The sequence below is a fragment of the Enterobacter sp. 118C5 genome (assembly GCF_034107645.1).
Lineage (GTDB): Bacteria > Pseudomonadota > Gammaproteobacteria > Enterobacterales > Enterobacteriaceae > Enterobacter > Enterobacter nematophilus.
Window position 1 is genome coordinate 17,785 of record NZ_JAWNEU010000017.1, and the last position, 17,325, is coordinate 35,109.

Here is a 17,325-nt window from a genome sequence, read left to right on the forward strand (position 1 = left end):
AAAGGGTTTTCCTGCGAGGCGCTACGCAAAAAATAAAGGCCGAACGCGTCGGCCTTTTATCTCAGCGAGGAGGACTAGATCAGGCGGCGGGCCGCTTCAACCACGATTTTCACCGCATGACTTTCGGTCTGCTTCATGGTTTCGGCGTTCGGGATCTCCTGCTGGGTACGGTTGACGATAACGCCCGCCACCATACCGGCACGCAGACCCTGGCTTGCGCACATGGTCAGCAGCGTTGCGGATTCCATTTCGTAGTTCATCACGCCCATGGACTGCCACTCTTCCATTGAGCCTTTGAAGCGGCTCACTACGCGGCCTGAGAAGGTGTCGTAACGTTCCTGGCCTGGGTAGAAGGTATCAGAGGAGGCCGTCACGCCCACGTGAGTGGTTGCGCCCACGGATTTCGCTGCTTCAACCAGCGCGGTGGTACATTCGAAATCAGCCACTGCCGGGAATTCCATCGGCGCAAAGTGCAGACTTGCGCCGTCCAGACGCACGGATGCGGTTGTCACCAGCACGTCGCCGACGTTGATGTGCGGCTGAATCGCGCCGGTGGTACCGATACGCAGGAAAGTACGAATGCCCAGCTGCGCCAGCTCTTCCACGGCGATAGAGGTAGACGGGCCACCGATACCGGTAGAGCACACAATCACCGCTTTGCCATCCAGCTCTGCGCGCCAGGTGGTGAATTCACGATGGGCAGCCAGCTTGACCGGCTTATCCATCAGCGCGGCGATCTTTTCCACACGCTCTGGATCGCCAGGGACGATAGCGAGCGTAGCCCCTTGTAAATCGTTTTTAGTGAGGCCGAGATGAAAAACATCAGACTTAGACATAGGTGACTCCTCTGTGGGTCGGTTAGTCAGAAGAAGTAAAACGGTACTTTACAGAAGCGGTAAGCATAATTTCGTGACGCATCTCACCATGAATGAAAATGATTGCATTGAATTTCCATCAAAAAGTGATTCACATCACATTAACAAGTTATATCGTCGGGTGCTGCACAAAAGATAGACCGTTTAAGGCACTGTGAGTTGTTAACCTGGTGTCTATATTTACCTTTGCGCTAACTCATTGGTACGGAGAATGCCATGACTGAAAAAACCGGATTTGCACCTGCTGCGGCTCCGCATGCTTCAACCATCGTCTCAACCTCAGAAGAGGCCATTACGGCGGGCGAGACCTCCATCCCCTCTCAGGGGGAAAATATGCCTGCCTGGCACGCGCGACCAAAATCGGCAGACGGCCCGCTGCCCATCGTGATTGTGGTTCAGGAGATTTTCGGCGTTCACGAACATATTCGCGATCTCTGCCGCCGCCTGGCCCTTGAAGGATATCTGGCCGTTGCGCCAGAGCTCTACTTCCGTCAGGGCGATCCGAACGATTACAGCGATATCCCGACGCTGTTCAGCAACCTGGTCAGCAAAGTGCCGGACGCGCAGGTGCTGGCAGACCTCGACCACGTCGCCAGCTGGGCGGCGCGCAACGGCGGCGACCCGCACCGCTTAATGGTCACCGGCTTCTGCTGGGGTGGACGCATTAGCTGGCTGTATGCCGCGCATAACCCGCAGCTCAAAGCGGCCGTGGCCTGGTACGGCAAACTGGTGGGTGAAAAGACGCTGAACTCACCGAAACATCCGGTTGATATCGCTACCGATCTCAATGCCCCGGTGTTAGGGCTATATGGCGGTCAGGATACCGGCATCCCGCTTGATACCGTCGAGACCATGCGTCATGCGCTACGCGCGGCGAATGCAAAAGCGGAGATTGTGGTGTATCCGGATGCCGGGCACGCGTTTAACGCCGATTATCGTCCGAGCTATCACGCGGAATCCGCGAAAGATGGCTGGCAGAGAATGCTGGCGTGGTTTAGCCAGTACGGCGGGAAAAAAGCGTAAAAAAAGCCCGGTGGCGGCTACGCCTTACCGGGCCTGCGCGTTATCAAGCCTGACGCAAATTCTGCGCCGCCTTCACCATGTTGGCGAGCGCCGCACGCGTCTCCGGCCAGCCGCGGGTTTTCAGCCCGCAGTCCGGGTTCACCCACAAACGTTCCGCCGGAATGCGCTGAGCGGCTTTTTTCAGCAGCGCCTCAATCCACTCCACGCTCGGGACATTCGGAGAGTGAATGTCGTACACGCCCGGTCCGATTTCGTTCGGATAGTCGAACTCCTCAAACGACTCCAGCAGCTCCATGTCTGAACGCGAGGTCTCGATGGTGATGACGTCAGCATCCAGCGCGGCAATCGAATCCATGATGTCGTTAAATTCGCAGTAACACATGTGGGTGTGGATCTGCGTGTCGTCCTTCGCCACCGCGGCGTTGATGCGGAACGCTTCCACGCCCCACTGCAGGTAAGCATCCCAGTCGCTGCGGCGCAGCGGCAAACCTTCGCGCAGCGCCGGTTCGTCAATCTGGATGATGCCAATGCCAGCCGCTTCCAGATCCGCCACTTCATCACGCAGCGCCAGCGCAATCTGTTTGGCAATGGTTTCGCGGGTCACGTCTTCGCGCGGGAACGACCAGCAAAGAATGGTCACCGGGCCGGTCAGCATGCCTTTTACCGGCTTGTCGGTCAGGGACTGGGCGTACTTCGCCCACTCAACCGTGATCGGTTCCGGACGGCTGACGTCACCGATGACCACCGGCGGCTTCACGCAGCGGGATCCGTAGCTTTGCACCCAGCCGTTCTGGGTAAAGACGAAGCCGTCCAGGTGTTCACCGAAGTATTCCACCATGTCGTTACGCTCGGCTTCGCCGTGCACCAGCACGTCCAGCCCCAGGCGCTCCTGCTCGATAATCGCCTGCTTGATGTGTTCCGCGATGCCGGTGCGGTAGTGGTTCGCATCCAGGTTGCCCTTTTTGAAGTCCAGACGCAGGCCGCGGATCTCCGTCGTTTGTGGGAAGGAGCCGATCGTCGTGGTCGGCCACGCGGGAAGGTTGAAGCGGGCGCGCTGGGCTTCGGCACGTACCTCATACGGGCTCTGGCGCTGGCTGTCCTGGGCGGTGATGGCCGCCAGACGTTTTTCTACCGCCGGGTTGTGCACGCGTGACGAGTGACGGCGCGCCTGAATCGGTGCGCTCCAGTCGGTAATCGCCGCCGTGTCGCCGCTGTTCAGCGCGTCGCGCAGCAGCGCCAGCTCTTCACATTTTTGCAGGGCGAAAGCAAACCAGCTTTTCACTTCAGGGTCGAGACGGGTCTCCACGCTCAGATCGATCGGACTGTGCAGCAGCGAGCAGGATGATGCCACCCATAGCTCGCGTTTACCGACGATGTCTTTAACTTGCGCGTATTTCTCGGTCAGATCGGCGCGCCAGACGTTACGGCCGTTAACCAGACCGGCGGAGAGCAGCCACTCTGCGGGCAGCCGCTTGTGCAGTTCCGCCACATCGTCTTTACCGTGAACCAGGTCAACGTGCAGGCCCTGAACCGGCAGCGCGGTAATGGTCTTCAGGTTGGGCGTCACGCCTTCAAAATAGGTGGTCAGCAGCAGCTTTACCTGTCCGGCAAGCGCGTCATACGCCGGTTTGAAGGCATCAAGCCACGCCTGCGGCAGCTCCAGCACCAGCGCCGGTTCGTCGATTTGCACCCACTGAATGCCGCGCTTGCCCAGCTCAATCAACACCTGCTTATAGACCGGCAGAATATCGTTGAGCAGGCTGAGGCGGTCAAACTGTTCGCCCTTCACCTTACCCAGCCACAGGTAGGTTACCGGCCCCAGCAATACGGGCTTCACCTGATGGCCCAGCGCCAGCGCTTCATCCACTTCATCCAGAAGCTGCGTCCAGGTCAGCTTATACTGCTGACCTTTGACGAACTCCGGCACCATATAGTGATAGTTGGTGTTAAACCACTTGGTCATTTCCGCCGCTGCCGCTGGCTCACCCGTTGGTGCGCGGCCGCGGCCGATGCGAAACAGGGTATCAATATCCACCGATCCATCTTTGTTCTGATGACGAGCCGGCACGTTGCCCAGCAGCAGGCTGGTCGTCAGAACATGGTCGTACCAGGCGAAATCGCCCACCGGCAGCAGGTCAATACCCGCCTGTTTTTGCTGATCCCAGTGACGGGCGCGCAGCTCCCGCGCCACCGCCAGCAGTTCTTCACGGGAGGCGTTGCCCGCCCAGTAGCTTTCTTGCGCTTTTTTCAGCTCGCGGCGCAGGCCAACGCGAGGAAAACCGAGAGTGTGATTGCGGATTGTCATGGTATGCCCCTTGTGAAATTCGTTATTTAGACGTCCAGATGTTTACACATCTATAATTGGCAGGTACTGTATATTCCTCAAGCGCAAAATGTTCATGGCGGAGTGAAGGACTTTCATGATCGAGATTAAACACCTGAAAACGCTACAAGCGTTGCGGAACTGCGGTTCGCTCGCGGCGGCGGCGGCCACGCTGCACCAGACCCAGTCCGCCCTTTCTCACCAGTTCAGCGATCTGGAACAACGCCTCGGATTTCGTCTTTTTGTGCGTAAGAGCCAGCCTCTGCGCTTTACGCCGCAGGGTGAAATTCTTCTTCAACTGGCGAATCAGGTACTGCCGCAGATCGCCAGCGCGCTGCAGGCGTGTAACGAGCCGCAGCAGACCAAACTGCGGATCGCCATTGAGTGCCACAGCTGTATCCAGTGGCTGACCCCCGCGCTTGAGAACTTTCGCCAGAAGTGGCCGCAGGTGGAGATGGACTTTAAATCCGGCGTGACGTTCGACCCTCAGCCCTCGCTGCAGCAGGGCGAGCTGGATCTGGTGATGACGTCCGACATCCTGCCGCGCAGCGGCCTGCACTATTCGCCGATGTTCGATTATGAAGTGCGCCTGGTGCTGGCGCCGGACCATCCGCTGGCGGCCAAAACGCGCATCACCCCGGAAGACCTGGCAACGGAAACGTTGCTGATTTACCCGGTTCAGCGCAGTCGTCTGGATATCTGGCGCCACTTCCTGCAGCCTGCAGGCATTAGCCCACAGCTGAAAAGCGTGGACAACACCCTGCTGTTGATTCAGATGGTGGCGGCCAGCATGGGTATCGCGGCGCTGCCGCACTGGGTGGTGGAGAGTTTTGAACGCCAGGGTTTGGTGGTCACCAAAACACTGGGGGAAGGACTGTGGAGCCGGCTGTACGCCGCCGTGCGCGATGGCGAGCAGCGTCAGCCGGTTACGGAGGCGTTTATTCGCTCAGCGCGGAACCACGCGTGCGACCATCTTCCGTTTGTGCGGAGCGCGGAGCGACCCAGCGGCGATGGACCCACAGTGAAGCCAGGATCACCGCTCCCCCAATAAGGAAGCTCGGCCAGTGCGGCTGTTCCTGCCAGATGGCGAGGTTCACCAGCAGCCCCGCCGGCACGTGCACGTTGTTCATGATCCCCAGCGTACCGGCGTCTACCTGCGTAGCGCCGTAGTTCCACATAAAGTACCCCAGCCCCGATGCCACCACGCCCAGCCAAACCAGAATGCTCCACTGCACGGTGGTGGTCGGCAGCTTTTGCGGGTTGCCGAGCATAAACCACGCCGCCACCGCAACTATCGCCGCGCCCATATAGAACCACGCAAACGCGTTGTGCTGCGGCATCGGGCGGGTTTCCATCAGGCGCTTATATCCCACCATACCGATGGCAAAGCTGATGTTAGCAAGCTGGACGAACATCAGGCCGGTCCAGAAGTGATCGCTTACTTTGTCATAGCGAATAATCGCCGCACCAATCACCGCCAGCGCGGCGCTCAGCAGGTATCCCCAGCGCAGGCGGCGCCTGCTGAGCAGGTCGTAAATCAGCGTGATATAGAGCGGCGTCAGCACGGTAAAGAGCAGGAATTCGGAGACGGACAGGTAGACGTAAGCCCGGAAGCTGAACAGATACATGATGCCAAGCTGCATCGCGCCCACCAGCATGTAAAGCAGAATGGTTTTCAGCGATTGTCCGCGCGTGCGCAGGAACGGCAGGAACACCAGCGCCGCCAGCCCCACGCGCATCAGCACCGAGAAGTAGCTGTCGACCGAACCGGCAAGGTATTCGCCAATCAGGCTAAAGGAGAAGGCCCACAGGATAGTGGTGATAATGAGTAGCGCCACAATGCTTGTCTCTCAGAAAGAAGGACAGGCATTGTAGCGAACTCTTCAGTTGACAACTGAGCAATAAATAACCGAATGAAGATTATTCAAGGAACAGCTTGCGCAGGTATTTCGGTACCGCGTTGTCTGCGTTGGTGCCGATGACTTCCAGCTCCGGGTGCAGATCCTTCAGGCGCTGGTGCGCGTTCTGCATGATGCAGCCCTTACCCGCCATAGAAAGCATTTCCGCATCGTTCATGCCGTCACCGAAGGCGATGCAGTCTTTCAGCTCAAAGCCCAGACGTTTCGCAACCGCTTCCAGCGCGTGACCTTTAGAAACGCCACCCGCCATCACTTCCAGACAGGTCAGCGTGGAGAAGCTCACGTTGACGCGATCGCCCCAGCGGGCGTTGATCGCCTGCTCCAGCGGCAGCAGCTCTTCGTGGCTGTCGCAGGTGAAGAACACCTTGCTGATCCCCTCTGGATCCAGCAGGCCCGGCTCATACAGGGAGTAGTTGAATACCGCTTCCCTGAAGAAACGCATTTCATCCGGGCGGTGGCGGTTCATGAACCATTCGTCGTCGCGGTATACGTTAGTGACGATAGCCGGGTTGTTATGCACCACGCCGAAGAGATCGGCGGCAATATCGCGATCCAGGTTATGGGTGAAGATCAGGTTGCCGTCGGTATCATGCACGCGCGCACCGTTGGAGGTGATCATGTACGACTTGATCTCCAGATTATCGCGGATCTGCCCCACGTCCACGTGGTGGCGGCCGGTGGCGAACACAAAGTTCACGCCACGGGCGGTCAGAAGCTTTAAGGTCTCTTTCGCGTAAGGCGACAGGGTGTGGTCGGGGGAAAGCAGCGTGCCATCTAAATCAGATGCAACAACCTGGTACATAGGAAAATTTAACCTCAATAGAAAATCAGTTATGCCGGTCGAAAAACTCGACGATGGCGTTAAGCGCGACTGAGCGCATAGCGTCCTTTTCAAAAAGGATCTCATGGTACGCGCCGTTGATGACCAGCGGTTTACCCCCTTCACAAGGGTGACCGGCGGCAGCGCGCAGTTCACAATAGCGGTCATGCATGCGGTTATCCACCACACGCTCTTCTTCCGCCTGAATCAAAAGCGTCGGCGTGTCATCATCGCCTACGCCCGCCAGCACCTGCTCACCGGCCAGAATACCCTCACGCACCCAGTGCCAGGTCGGGCCGCCGACGCGCAGGCGCGGTTCATCGGCATAAAAGCGCAGGTTGCGGCGATAGCGCTGTCGACTGTGGGTTAAGACGTTGATGGCGAACGGCAATGCGCGCCAGCGTCCGGTTCCGATGGCATAGCCTTCACGAATGCGCTGATGGCCCTCAGCCCAGTCGAGAAGATGACGCACCATCCAGTCAGGAAAACGAATGACAATCCCGTACATCGGCGCGGTGAGCGCAATGGCGTCGCACTGGTGCTCGTACCGCTGCAAAAACAGCGTCGAAATGGCGCCGCCCATGGAGTGCGCAAGGATATACCGCTTGCGCCAGGGGCCGGGCTGAACTTCCTGCTGCCAGAACGCGGCAAAATCGTCGACGTAATCGCTGAAGTTATCCACGTGCCCACGGTGCGTATCCGGCAGCATGCGCCCGGACAGCCCCTGCCCACGGTGGTCGATGATCAGCACGTCAAAACCCATGTTGACCAGATCGTAGGCCAGTTCGGCATATTTAACGTAGCTTTCGATACGGCCGGGGCAGACCACGATCGCCCGGTCATTTTTTTCATTGCGGAAGCGAACGAAGCGCACCGGGATGCCCCCGACGCCCGTAAACTCGTCTTCCTCACGCTGCCGCCAGAAATCGGTCAGCGGCCCCATAGAGAAAGCAGCAAATGCGTTTTCTCGTGTTTCCCAGTCCTTTTTCTGCTGAAACATTGGGTTTCCACTCACGTAATCCAGGGAATATCGTTTTTTTTTCGTCACTGGTCACAAAATGACTCAACAATAGCGTATTGTGGCATAAAAATAGACGGTTCGGGAGTTTCAAATGACCTTCGAGTGGTGGTTCGCCTACCTGCTGACATCCATCATCCTCAGCCTTTCGCCCGGCTCTGGCGCTATTAACACGATGACCACCTCCATCAACCACGGCTATCGCGGTGCGGCGGCTTCGATTGCCGGTTTGCAAACCGGGCTCGGCATTCACATTGTGCTGGTGGGGATTGGTCTGGGGACGCTGTTCTCCCGCTCCGTGCTGGCCTTTGAGGTGCTGAAATGGGCCGGGGCAGCGTATCTGATTTGGCTCGGTATCCAGCAGTGGCGCGCGGCAGGCTCCATCAACCTGAATACGCTCGCTCAGACGCAAAACCGCGGCCATCTGTTCAAGCGCGCGGTGTTCGTGAACCTGACCAACCCGAAAAGCATTGTGTTCCTCGCCGCGCTGTTCCCGCAGTTTATCGTGCCGCATCAGCCCCAGGTGATGCAGTACGTGGTGCTGGGCGCAACCACGATCGTTGTCGATATCATCGTGATGATTGGTTACGCGACGCTGGCACAGCGGATAGCTGCATGGATTAAAGGGCCTAAGCAGATGAAGGCCCTGAACAAAGTCTTTGGCTCGCTGTTTATGCTGGTTGGCGCGCTGCTTGCGTCAGCGCGTCATGCTTAGCGAGAAATGATGAGATGAATGCCGAACCCGGCGAACAGCGCGCCGGCGAAGCCGTCGATCCACTTCGCGATGCGCTGATAGCCGCGGCGCATTGCCGGTAAGGCAAACAGGCTGGCCACGATGGTAAACCAGGCAAAGGTTTCAACGACGATCAGCAGGAAGATGCCCCAGCGCGCGCCAGTGCCGACGCTGTCACCCACAAACAGCGAGAACACGGAGCCGAAATAGATAATCGCTTTCGGGTTCGCCAGGTTGGTCAGCAGCCCTTTTACAAAGCTGCGGCCGCCCGTTGCCAGCTCCACCTTTGGCTCTTCCGGCTTTTGCTCTTCTTTCTTCAGCGCCCCACGCAGCATCTGGTAGCCCATCCAGCACAGGTACAGCCCGCCGCCAACCATAATGATGTTATGCAGCCAGGCCATCTTCGCCAGGATCAGGTTCAGACCGAGCAGCGCAACGGCCGCCCAGACCATAACGCCCATGGTAATACCGAGCACGCCCATCATCGCTTCTTTGCGGGAGCGGCTGACGGCGGTTTGCGACACGAAGAAAAAGTCAGGTCCCGGGCTCATCAGCGCAACGATGTGCACTAACGCCACGGTGAGAAATAGCATTAACATAATTAGCTCGCGGGGAAATAATTCAGTGAGTCATCATCCTGGCACTTTTTCGCCCGGCTGACTACTCCTCATCATCACCATCAACGTGGGAACGGATGAGCGCCATAAACTCTTTCCCGAAGCGCTCCAGCTTGCGCGTGCCGACGCCGTTGACGCTGAGCATTTCGCTGGCGCTGAGCGGCATCTGTTCCGCCATCTCAATCAGCGTCGCGTCGTTGAACACCACGTACGGCGGAATGTTTTCTTCGTCGGCAATGGCCTTACGCAGCTTGCGCAGTTTGGCGAACAGCTTGCGGTCGTAGTTGCCGCCGTAGGATTTCTGCATCACGCGCGGCTTGAGGGCGACCACGCGCGGCACGGCGAGCCTGAGCTCAACGTCACCGCGCAGCACCGGACGCGCCGCTTCGGTCAGCTGTAGCGCAGAGTGCTGGGCAATGTTCTGCGTGGCAAAGCCGAGGTGGATCAGCTGACGAATAATGCTGACCCAGTGCTCGTGGCTCTGGTCTTTACCGATGCCGTAAACCGGCAGCTTGTCGTGGCCCATGTCGCGGATACGCTGGTTATTAGCACCGCGCAGCACTTCCACCACGTAGCCCATCCCGAAGCGCTGGTTCACGCGGTAAATGGTCGAGAGCGCTTTGCGCGCGTCCATCAGGCCATCGTACTGCTTCGGCGGATCGAGGCAGATATCGCAGTTGCCGCACGGCTCCTGTCGCCCTTCACCAAAGTAGTTGAGCAGCACCAGGCGGCGGCAGGTTTGCGCTTCCGCGAAGGCGCCCATCGCGTTGAGCTTGTGGCGCTCGATGTCCTGCAGCTGTCCCTGCGGTTTCTCTTCCAGACAGCGGCGCAGCCACGCCATATCCGCCGGATCGTAAAACAGCATCGCCTCCGCCGGCAGGCCGTCACGCCCGGCGCGGCCGGTTTCCTGATAGTAGGATTCGATATTGCGCGGAATGTCGAAGTGCACCACAAAGCGCACGTTCGGCTTGTTGATGCCCATCCCGAACGCCACCGTCGCGACGACGATTTGCAGGTCATCGCGCTGGAATTTCTCCTGCACGTCGGCGCGGATGTGGTTCTCTAACCCGGCGTGATACGCGGCGGCGCTAAAGCCGCGGTTTTGCAGACGCGCGGCGGTGTCTTCCACCTTCGCACGGCTGTTGCAGTAGATAATGCCGGACTTGCCGCGCTGCTCCTGGACGTAGCGCAGGAGCTGGTCCAGCGGCTTGAATTTTTCCATCAGCATGTAGCGGATGTTGGGGCGGTCGAAGCTGCTGACCTGAATATACGGGTCGTTCAGCCCCAGCAGGCGGACAATGTCCAGACGCGTGGTGTCGTCCGCCGTGGCAGTAAGCGCCATAAACGGCAGTTCGGGGAAGCGCTGACGCAGCTGGCCGAGGGCGGCGTATTCCGGGCGGAAATCGTGTCCCCACTGGGAGATACAGTGCGCTTCATCCACCGCCAGCAGGACCGGGTTCCAGTGCGCCAGGTGATCGAGGAAATTATCCAGCATCAGGCGCTCTGGCGCGATATACAGCAGGCGTATCTGCCCGGTGCGGCACCCGGCCATCACCTCTTGCTGCTGCTCGCGGGTTTGCGTCGAGTTCAGGCACGCCGCCGCCACGCCGTTGGCGAGCAGCTGATCCACCTGGTCTTTCATCAGGGAAATAAGGGGCGATACCACGACCGTCAGGCCGTTCAACACAAGCGCGGGCACCTGATAGCAGAGGGATTTCCCGCCGCCGGTCGGCATCACCACCAGGCAATCGCGGCCTTCCAGCACGGTTTCAATGATGGTTTCCTGGCCGGGGCGGAACTGCTGGTAGCCAAAGGTTTCATGCAAAACCTGCTTAGCCAGCGACTCCTGATTCAATACTTCCGCCTGCGCCACGTTAACCCCATTTGCGAAAAATAAAACAGGCGCTATTTTCAGCGCCTGAGAGAGAAACTTCAACGTTTAACGCAAAAACATTCGAGCGGCTTAGAGAATATCGTTCAGCATTACGCCCACGCCAACGCGAGTCTGGTTGAAGTTGTAGTCGATCAGCGACTCGCCGTAGCCGCTATACACCTGGGTATAGAGACGCACGTGCTTCGTCACCGGGTAGCTTAAGCCCACCTCAGCACCGCCGTAGCCCGTGTTCCAGTTGTACTGGCCTTTCGCGCTCAGCACGGCTTCGCCTAACTGGTAGCCGACTTTGAGCTGGTAGTAGCCCATATATTTGGTGATGTCCGGGTTATCATCCGTGCTGCCGACTACGTACCACGGCTTCACTTCCACCATCCAGTTGCCGTTCTGCGCCATCAGGCGCGTATAGGCACGGTTCCAGCTGCGTGAAGTGGGGTCGGACCGGCCGTTAGAGTCGTGATTAAAACCAACCTCAACGTCACGCAGCGTCCAGCCAGCGAATTCATAATCCGTTGCGAAGCCGAGGAAAAGCTGCGGCTCATAGTTGGTTTCACGGAACGGTGAAGATTCGCCGCTGTTAGAGAGCTGCCACCAGGATTTCTGCGTGTAAGAGGCACCGAGCACCGAGTTCGGCCCCAGAATACCGCGCCAGAACGGGAACGCGAGGCTAAGCTGGAACTTCACTTCATCCTTACGCGCATTGTCAGACCAGTTATAGGAGCTTATCGCCTCTTTGTTGAGATCGCTGGTTTGGGTATAAATCACGTAGTTCGTGTCATACGGGTAGAGCGTAAACGGGTTGTCGTGCTCCTGCAGCATATTGGCGATAATGCTGCCCTTAACGGCAGGCTTATCATGGACTTCTTTAATCGTCGCTTCCTGCGCATATGCTGTGAGGGGCAGCGCAACCGCCGCCAGTAACCAGGCCAGATACGTCCGCATCGGTGGTGTTCTCCTGCAAAGAGTAAAATTACCTGAATAGTTATGAGGCGAACATTCTACAGACTTCTGCGATAACTGCTGCATCCTCGTTTCTGAAAGTGGAATTCCTTATTGCTGAGGCATAAAATCAACATTTCATTAACAATAAGGATGTGATGCCTCATGTCAGCCATGCTTACCGCCGAAGAAGTGTTAAAACTCGTGGGCGAGATTTTTGTTTACCATATGCCGTTTAACCGTGCGCTGGGACTGGAGCTGGAGCGTTACGAGAAAGAGTTTGCCCAGCTGAGCTTCAACAACCAGCCGATGATGGTGGGTAACTGGGCGCAGAGTATTTTGCACGGCGGGGTGATTGCCTCCGCGCTGGACGTGGCGGCAGGCCTGGTCTGCGTGGGCAGTACGCTGACGCGTCATGACACCATCAATGAAGACGAACTCCGCCAGCGCCTGGCTCGCATGGGCACCATTGATTTACGCGTCGACTATCTTCGCCCGGGGCGCGGAAACCGCTTTACCTGCACCAGCAGCCTGCTGCGCGCCGGGAATAAAGTTGCCGTTGCCCGCGTTGAGCTGCATAACGAAGAACAGGTGTATATCGCCAGCGCAACCGCCACTTATATGGTGGGTTGAAGCGGCAAAATCGGGTAAAATTGATTCACTTTCTTGTAACGGATTTTCCCGATGGATGCTAAACAGACGCGGCAGGGCGTTTTACTCGCCCTTGCCGCTTATTTTATTTGGGGTATCGCCCCGGCGTACTTCAAATTTATCGCCTATGTTCCGGCCGACGAGATCCTCACTCACCGCGTCATCTGGTCGTTCTTCTTCATGATCGCGCTGATGAGCATCAGCCGTCAGTGGTCCGGCGTTAAAACGCTGCTGAAAACCCCGAAAAAGGTCTTCCTGCTGGCGCTTTCCGCGGTGCTGATCGGCGGCAACTGGCTGCTGTTTATCTGGGCGGTGAATAACCACCACATGCTCGAAGCGAGCCTGGGGTACTTCATTAACCCGCTGGTGAATATCGTGCTGGGGATGATTTTCCTCGGCGAACGCTTCCGCCGGATGCAGTGGGTGGCGGTGATTCTGGCCTTCTGCGGCGTGCTGGTGCAGCTGTGGACGTTTGGCTCGCTGCCGGTTATCGCCCTCGGTCTGGCGTTCAGCTTTGCGTTCTACGGCCTGGTACGTAAGAAAATTGCGGTGGAAGCGCAAACCGGGATGCTGTTTGAAACCTTGTGGCTGCTGCCAGTGGCGGCGGTCTATCTGTTCGGTATCGCCGACAGCGCCACCAGCCATATGGGCAGCAACCCGTGGTCGCTGAACCTGATGCTGATGGCGGCGGGCGTAGTGACCACCATTCCGCTGCTGTGCTTCACCGGTGCGGCAACGCGCCTGCGCCTCTCCACGCTGGGCTTCTTCCAGTACATCGGCCCGACGCTGATGTTCCTGCTGGCGGTGGTGTTTTACGGCGAAGTGCCGGGTGCGGATAAGATGGTGACCTTCGCCTTTATCTGGGTGGCGCTGGCGATTTTCGTCGCCGATGCGATTTATACCCAGCGCAGAACCCGCAGAGGAATGTAGGTGTTTTGTAGGGCGGGTAAGCGCAGCGCCACCCGCCAGATTTTACAGCCAGTTCCGACGCTTAAAGTACAGATACGGCGCCAGCCCGGCGAGGATCATAAAGATAATCGCCCCAGGGTAGCCAAAGCTCCACTTCAGCTCCGGCATAAACTCAAAGTTCATCCCGTAGCTCGACGCCACCAGCGTTGGTGGCAGGAACACCACGGACACCACCGAGAAGATCTTGATGATGCGGTTCTGCTCGATGTTAATAAAGCCCATCGCCGCCTGCATCAGGAAGTTCACCTTCTGGAACAGGGATTCGTTGTGCGGCAGCAGGGATTCGATATCGCGTAAGATCTCACGCGCCTGCTCCAGCTGACCGCCCGGCAGACGCGCCTTGCGCACCAGGAAGTTCAGCGCGCGCTGGGTATCCATCAGACACAGACGCACCTTCCAGCCGATATCTTCCAGCTCTGCCAGCGTCGAGAGCGCCTCGTCGTACTCATCGCCCTGATGGCCTTCCATGATCACGCGGCTCAGCTTTTCCAGGTCGCTGTAGATGTTTTCAATTTCGTCCGCCAGCTGTTCAATTTTGGTTTCGAACAGATCGAGCAGCAGCTCGTATGCGTTGCCGTCCACCATCGCCTGGCTGCGGGCGCGCATGCGGTAGAGGCGAAATGCCGGCAGTTCGCGCTCGCGCAGAGTGAACAGACGACCGTCGCGAATGGTAAACGCCACGGTGGAGTTACCCGCGTGATCTTCCGCATCTTCAAAGAAGAAGAAGGAGTGAATGTGCAGGCCGTCTTCATCTTCAAAGAAACGCGCGGAGGCTTCGATGTCTTCCAGTTCAGGACGGGTTGCCAGGCTTTGCCCCAGCTCAGATTGTACGCGAAGGCGCTCATCGTCGTCCGGCTCGACCAGATCCACCCATACGGCATCAATGAGGGGCTGTGACTCTTCGGCTTCAAGCCGAGTCAGTCGGTTATTTTCGAGTTGAAATGCGCTCAACATGACCGGGACTCCCAATGCAAAAAATATCGGACAGTTCGGTGGGCACACAGAAACAAATTGGGTTTCAGACCATTAAACAGCCTGACTCAGCGCGACGGGAATAATGCAGTCGCTGACAACCACTAAGGCCATCAGCAAGAGGAGATAGCCTTAGGAGTTGTTCCTGAATGACAGGGAATTGAGCCAGTATCTACTGGGTGTGTCCAAGGCGAATGTCCTCTTAGCGTAATCGTGCGCGCATGTTACGCCAGCAGTAACTGCGACGTCAACACGCAACGGAACGCTGAAGGGCATTAATTGACCTTCAACGTATAAGGCTAGCAGATTATTACAAAATAATGATATTTTTCTGAAAGTTACACTGTTTCCAGCCTGGCATAGGCGGCCACCAGCCATTTAATCCCCTGCCCCTGGAACGCGACCTGCAGGCGGCTGTGCTCGCCGCTGCCTTCCAGATTCACAATGGTGCCTTCACCAAACTTCGAATGGCGCACGCGCTGGCCCAGCTTGTAGCCGGTGTCGGTTTCAGAGATCGGCGAGCCCATGCGCGGATGGCTAACCGGACGGCTGATGCTGGCGCGCAGACGTACCTCTTCCACGCACTCTTCCGGCAGTTCGCCGATAAAGCGCGACGGTCGGTGATAGACCTCTTTGCCGTACAAACGGCGGGTTTCCGCGTAGGTTAGCGTCAGCTTCTGCATCGCTCGCGTCACGCCCACGTAGGCCAGACGACGCTCTTCTTCCAGGCGTCCGCCTTCATCCAGCGACATCTGGCTTGGGAACATGCCCTCTTCCATGCCAACGATAAACACCTGCGGGAACTCCAGACCTTTGGCGGAGTGCAGGGTCATCAGCTGAACCGCGTCCTGCCAGGTGTCCGCCTGCCCTTCACCCGCCTCCAGCGCGGCATGGGAGAGGAACGCCTGCAGCGGCATCAGATCTTCGTCTTCTTCGTTGTAGCTGAACTGGCGCGTTGCCGTGACCAGTTCCTCTAAGTTCTCAATACGGGTCTGGCCCTTCTCGCCTTTCTCCTGCTCGTACATGGTGCGCAGGCCGGAGTCTTTAATCACCCGGTCAGTCTGCACGTGCAGCGGCATGTCGGCGGTTTCCTGCGCCAGGGCGTCAATTAATTCCAGGAAGCGCTGGAGCGCGCTGGCGGCGCGTCCGGCGAGGGCTTTTTCCTGCAGCAGCTCGCGGCACGCCTGCCACAGCGTCAGCTGGCGATCGCGCGAGGCCTGACGAACTACGTCCAGCGTACGGTCGCCAATGCCGCGGGTCGGCGTGTTCACCACGCGCTCAAACGCCGCGTCGTCGTTGCGGTTGGCGATCAGGCGCAGGTAAGAGAGCGCATCTTTGATTTCCTGACGTTCGAAGAATCGCATGCCGCCGTAAATGCGGTACGGCATGCTCACCTGCAGCAGCGCCTCTTCCAGCACGCGCGACTGGGCGTTGCTGCGGTAGAGAATGGCGCACTGCTCCAGCGCGCCGCCGTTGTCCTGCCAGGTTTTGATGCGGTTCACCACGAAACGGGCTTCGTCGAGCTCGTTGAAGGCGCAGTAAATCGAGATCGGTTCGCCGTCGACGCCGTCGGTCCACAGCTTTTTGCCCAGACGCCCGTTGTTGTTCTCGATCAGGGCGTTGGCCGCGCTCAGGATGTTGCTGGTTGAGCGGTAGTTCTGCTCCAGACGGATGGTTTCCGCGCCGGGGAAATCGTTGAGGAAGCGCTGGATGTTCTCCACCTGCGCTCCGCGCCAGCCGTAAATCGACTGGTCGTCATCGCCCACGATCATCACCTTGCCGGTATCCCCCGCCAGCAGGCGGATCCACGCGTACTGGATGTTGTTGGTATCCTGGAATTCGTCCACCAGGATGTTGGTGAAGCGTTCGCGGTAGTGCTGCAGGATGTGCGGCTTGTTGAGCCACAGCTCGTGGGCGCGCAGCAGCAGCTCGGCGAAATCCACCAGGCCGGCGCGATCGCACGCTTCCTGATAGGCCTTATAGACGTTCTGCCAGGTCTGCTCGACCGGGTTGCCGAAGCTCTGAATGTGGTGCGGGCGAAGACCTTCGTCTTTCTGACCGTTGATGTACCACATCGCCTGACGCGGCGGCCACTGCTTCTCGTCAAGGTTCATCGCCTTGATCAGGCGCTTCAGCAGGCGGAGCTGGTCTTCGCTGTCGAGGATCTGGAAATCCTGCGGCAGGTTGGCGTCCATATGGTGCGCGCGCAGCAGGCGGTGCGCCAGGCCGTGGAAGGTGCCAACCCACATGCCGCCCTGGCTGGTGCCCATCAGCTGAGCGATACGGTGGCGCATCTCCGCCGCCGCCTTGTTGGTAAACGTGACCGCCATGATGGAGTACGGTGAGCAGTTTTCCACGCTCTGCAGCCAGGCGATACGGTGAACCAGCACGCGCGTCTTACCACTGCCCGCCCCAGCCAGAACCAGCAGGTTGGTGCGCGAGGCGGCAACCGCGTCACGCTGTTTGTCATTAAGGCTGTCGAGCAGGTAAGAAACGTCCATTGGCACCGTCACGTCATGTCGGGCAGGCAAATGTTTCCACTCGCCAAAACCCTGTTAATTTATACAGAACAATT

Annotated in this window: 16 protein-coding genes; 5 read left to right on the plus strand and 11 right to left on the minus strand. The window is 58.2% G+C overall.

Annotation, left to right across the window (positions count from 1 at the left end):
* Window positions 1–74 precede the first annotated feature (74 nt).
* Window positions 75–836 (minus strand): uridine phosphorylase, encoded by a 762-nt coding sequence (gene udp / locus UTO39_RS19930; RefSeq protein WP_003860792.1) that lies wholly within the window; start codon window positions 834–836, stop codon window positions 75–77.
* 255 nt (window positions 837–1,091) lie between these two features.
* On the opposite strand from udp, the gene UTO39_RS19935 reads away from it, so the two are divergent.
* Window positions 1,092–1,898 carry a dienelactone hydrolase family protein gene (locus tag UTO39_RS19935; RefSeq protein WP_045631330.1) on the plus strand — a complete coding sequence of 269 codons (807 nt, stop codon included), beginning with the start codon at window positions 1,092–1,094 and terminating at the stop codon, window positions 1,896–1,898.
* A gap of 43 nt (window positions 1,899–1,941) precedes the next feature.
* Here UTO39_RS19935 and metE read toward each other — a convergent pair whose 3' ends face one another.
* Entirely contained in the window at window positions 1,942–4,203 is a 2,262-nt protein-coding gene (metE, locus tag UTO39_RS19940) for a 5-methyltetrahydropteroyltriglutamate--homocysteine S-methyltransferase (RefSeq protein ID WP_320727899.1), read from the minus strand.
* A 115-nt stretch (window positions 4,204–4,318) separates the two neighbouring features.
* Here metE and metR point away from each other — a divergent pair, with 115 nt between their 5' ends.
* Window positions 4,319–5,272 (plus strand): HTH-type transcriptional regulator MetR, encoded by a 954-nt coding sequence (gene metR, locus UTO39_RS19945; protein WP_061096772.1) that lies wholly within the window; start codon window positions 4,319–4,321, stop codon window positions 5,270–5,272.
* Here metR and UTO39_RS19950 read toward each other — a convergent pair.
* From UTO39_RS19950 to pldB, 3 genes are all read right to left on the minus strand, one after another.
* Window positions 5,160–6,059 carry a carboxylate/amino acid/amine transporter gene (locus tag UTO39_RS19950; protein ID WP_320727900.1) on the minus strand — a complete coding sequence of 300 codons (900 nt, stop codon included), beginning with the start codon at window positions 6,057–6,059 and terminating at the stop codon, window positions 5,160–5,162. The two genes, metR and UTO39_RS19950, sit on opposite strands and share 113 nt — an antisense overlap.
* Window positions 6,060–6,141: 82 nt before the next feature.
* Window positions 6,142–6,942 (minus strand): sugar/pyridoxal phosphate phosphatase YigL, encoded by an 801-nt coding sequence (gene yigL / locus UTO39_RS19955; RefSeq protein ID WP_151413038.1) that lies wholly within the window; start codon window positions 6,940–6,942, stop codon window positions 6,142–6,144.
* Window positions 6,943–6,967: 25 nt separating this feature from the next.
* A complete protein-coding gene (gene pldB / locus UTO39_RS19960; protein ID WP_061096769.1) occupies window positions 6,968–7,960 on the minus strand; it encodes a lysophospholipase L2 in 993 nt (330 codons plus the stop codon).
* Window positions 7,961–8,072: 112 nt separating this feature from the next.
* On the opposite strand from pldB, the gene rhtB reads away from it, so the two are divergent.
* Complete coding sequence (rhtB, locus tag UTO39_RS19965; RefSeq protein WP_320727901.1) at window positions 8,073–8,693, plus strand: homoserine/homoserine lactone efflux protein; 621 nt, start codon at window positions 8,073–8,075, stop codon at window positions 8,691–8,693.
* On the opposite strand, the gene rhtC is transcribed toward rhtB, so the two are convergent.
* From rhtC to pldA, 3 genes are all read right to left on the minus strand, one after another.
* Window positions 8,690–9,310 (minus strand): threonine export protein RhtC, encoded by a 621-nt coding sequence (gene rhtC / locus UTO39_RS19970; protein ID WP_320727902.1) that lies wholly within the window; start codon window positions 9,308–9,310, stop codon window positions 8,690–8,692. The two genes, rhtB and rhtC, sit on opposite strands and share 4 nt — an antisense overlap.
* Before the next feature lie 61 nt (window positions 9,311–9,371).
* Window positions 9,372–11,201 (minus strand): ATP-dependent DNA helicase RecQ, encoded by a 1,830-nt coding sequence (gene recQ / locus UTO39_RS19975; protein WP_253543421.1) that lies wholly within the window; start codon window positions 11,199–11,201, stop codon window positions 9,372–9,374.
* Window positions 11,202–11,291: 90 nt separating this feature from the next.
* Window positions 11,292–12,161, minus strand: coding sequence for a phospholipase A (gene pldA / locus UTO39_RS19980; RefSeq protein WP_151413035.1), 870 nt, complete (start codon window positions 12,159–12,161; stop codon window positions 11,292–11,294).
* A 162-nt stretch (window positions 12,162–12,323) separates the two neighbouring features.
* On the opposite strand from pldA, the gene yigI reads away from it, so the two are divergent.
* Entirely contained in the window at window positions 12,324–12,791 is a 468-nt protein-coding gene (gene yigI / locus UTO39_RS19985) for an acyl-CoA thioesterase YigI (RefSeq protein ID WP_028014789.1), read from the plus strand.
* A 51-nt stretch (window positions 12,792–12,842) separates the two neighbouring features.
* Window positions 12,843–13,739: an EamA family transporter RarD gene (rarD, locus tag UTO39_RS19990; RefSeq protein WP_320727903.1), complete on the plus strand. Its 897-nt coding sequence runs from the start codon at window positions 12,843–12,845 to the stop codon at window positions 13,737–13,739.
* A 42-nt stretch (window positions 13,740–13,781) separates the two neighbouring features.
* On the opposite strand, the gene corA is transcribed toward rarD, so the two are convergent.
* The 3 genes from corA to uvrD all read right to left on the minus strand — a co-directional run bounded on the left by corA (window position 13,782) and on the right by uvrD (window position 17,251).
* Window positions 13,782–14,732, minus strand: coding sequence for a magnesium/cobalt transporter CorA (corA, locus tag UTO39_RS19995; RefSeq protein WP_008501540.1), 951 nt, complete (start codon window positions 14,730–14,732; stop codon window positions 13,782–13,784).
* A 150-nt stretch (window positions 14,733–14,882) separates the two neighbouring features.
* Complete coding sequence (ysgD, locus tag UTO39_RS22365) at window positions 14,883–15,128, minus strand: YsgD/CorL family protein (RefSeq protein WP_407065113.1); 246 nt, start codon at window positions 15,126–15,128, stop codon at window positions 14,883–14,885.
* Complete coding sequence (uvrD, locus tag UTO39_RS20000) at window positions 15,089–17,251, minus strand: DNA helicase II (RefSeq protein ID WP_061096765.1); 2,163 nt, start codon at window positions 17,249–17,251, stop codon at window positions 15,089–15,091. Before uvrD ends, ysgD begins: the two co-directional genes overlap by 40 nt.
* Window positions 17,252–17,325 lie beyond the last annotated feature (74 nt).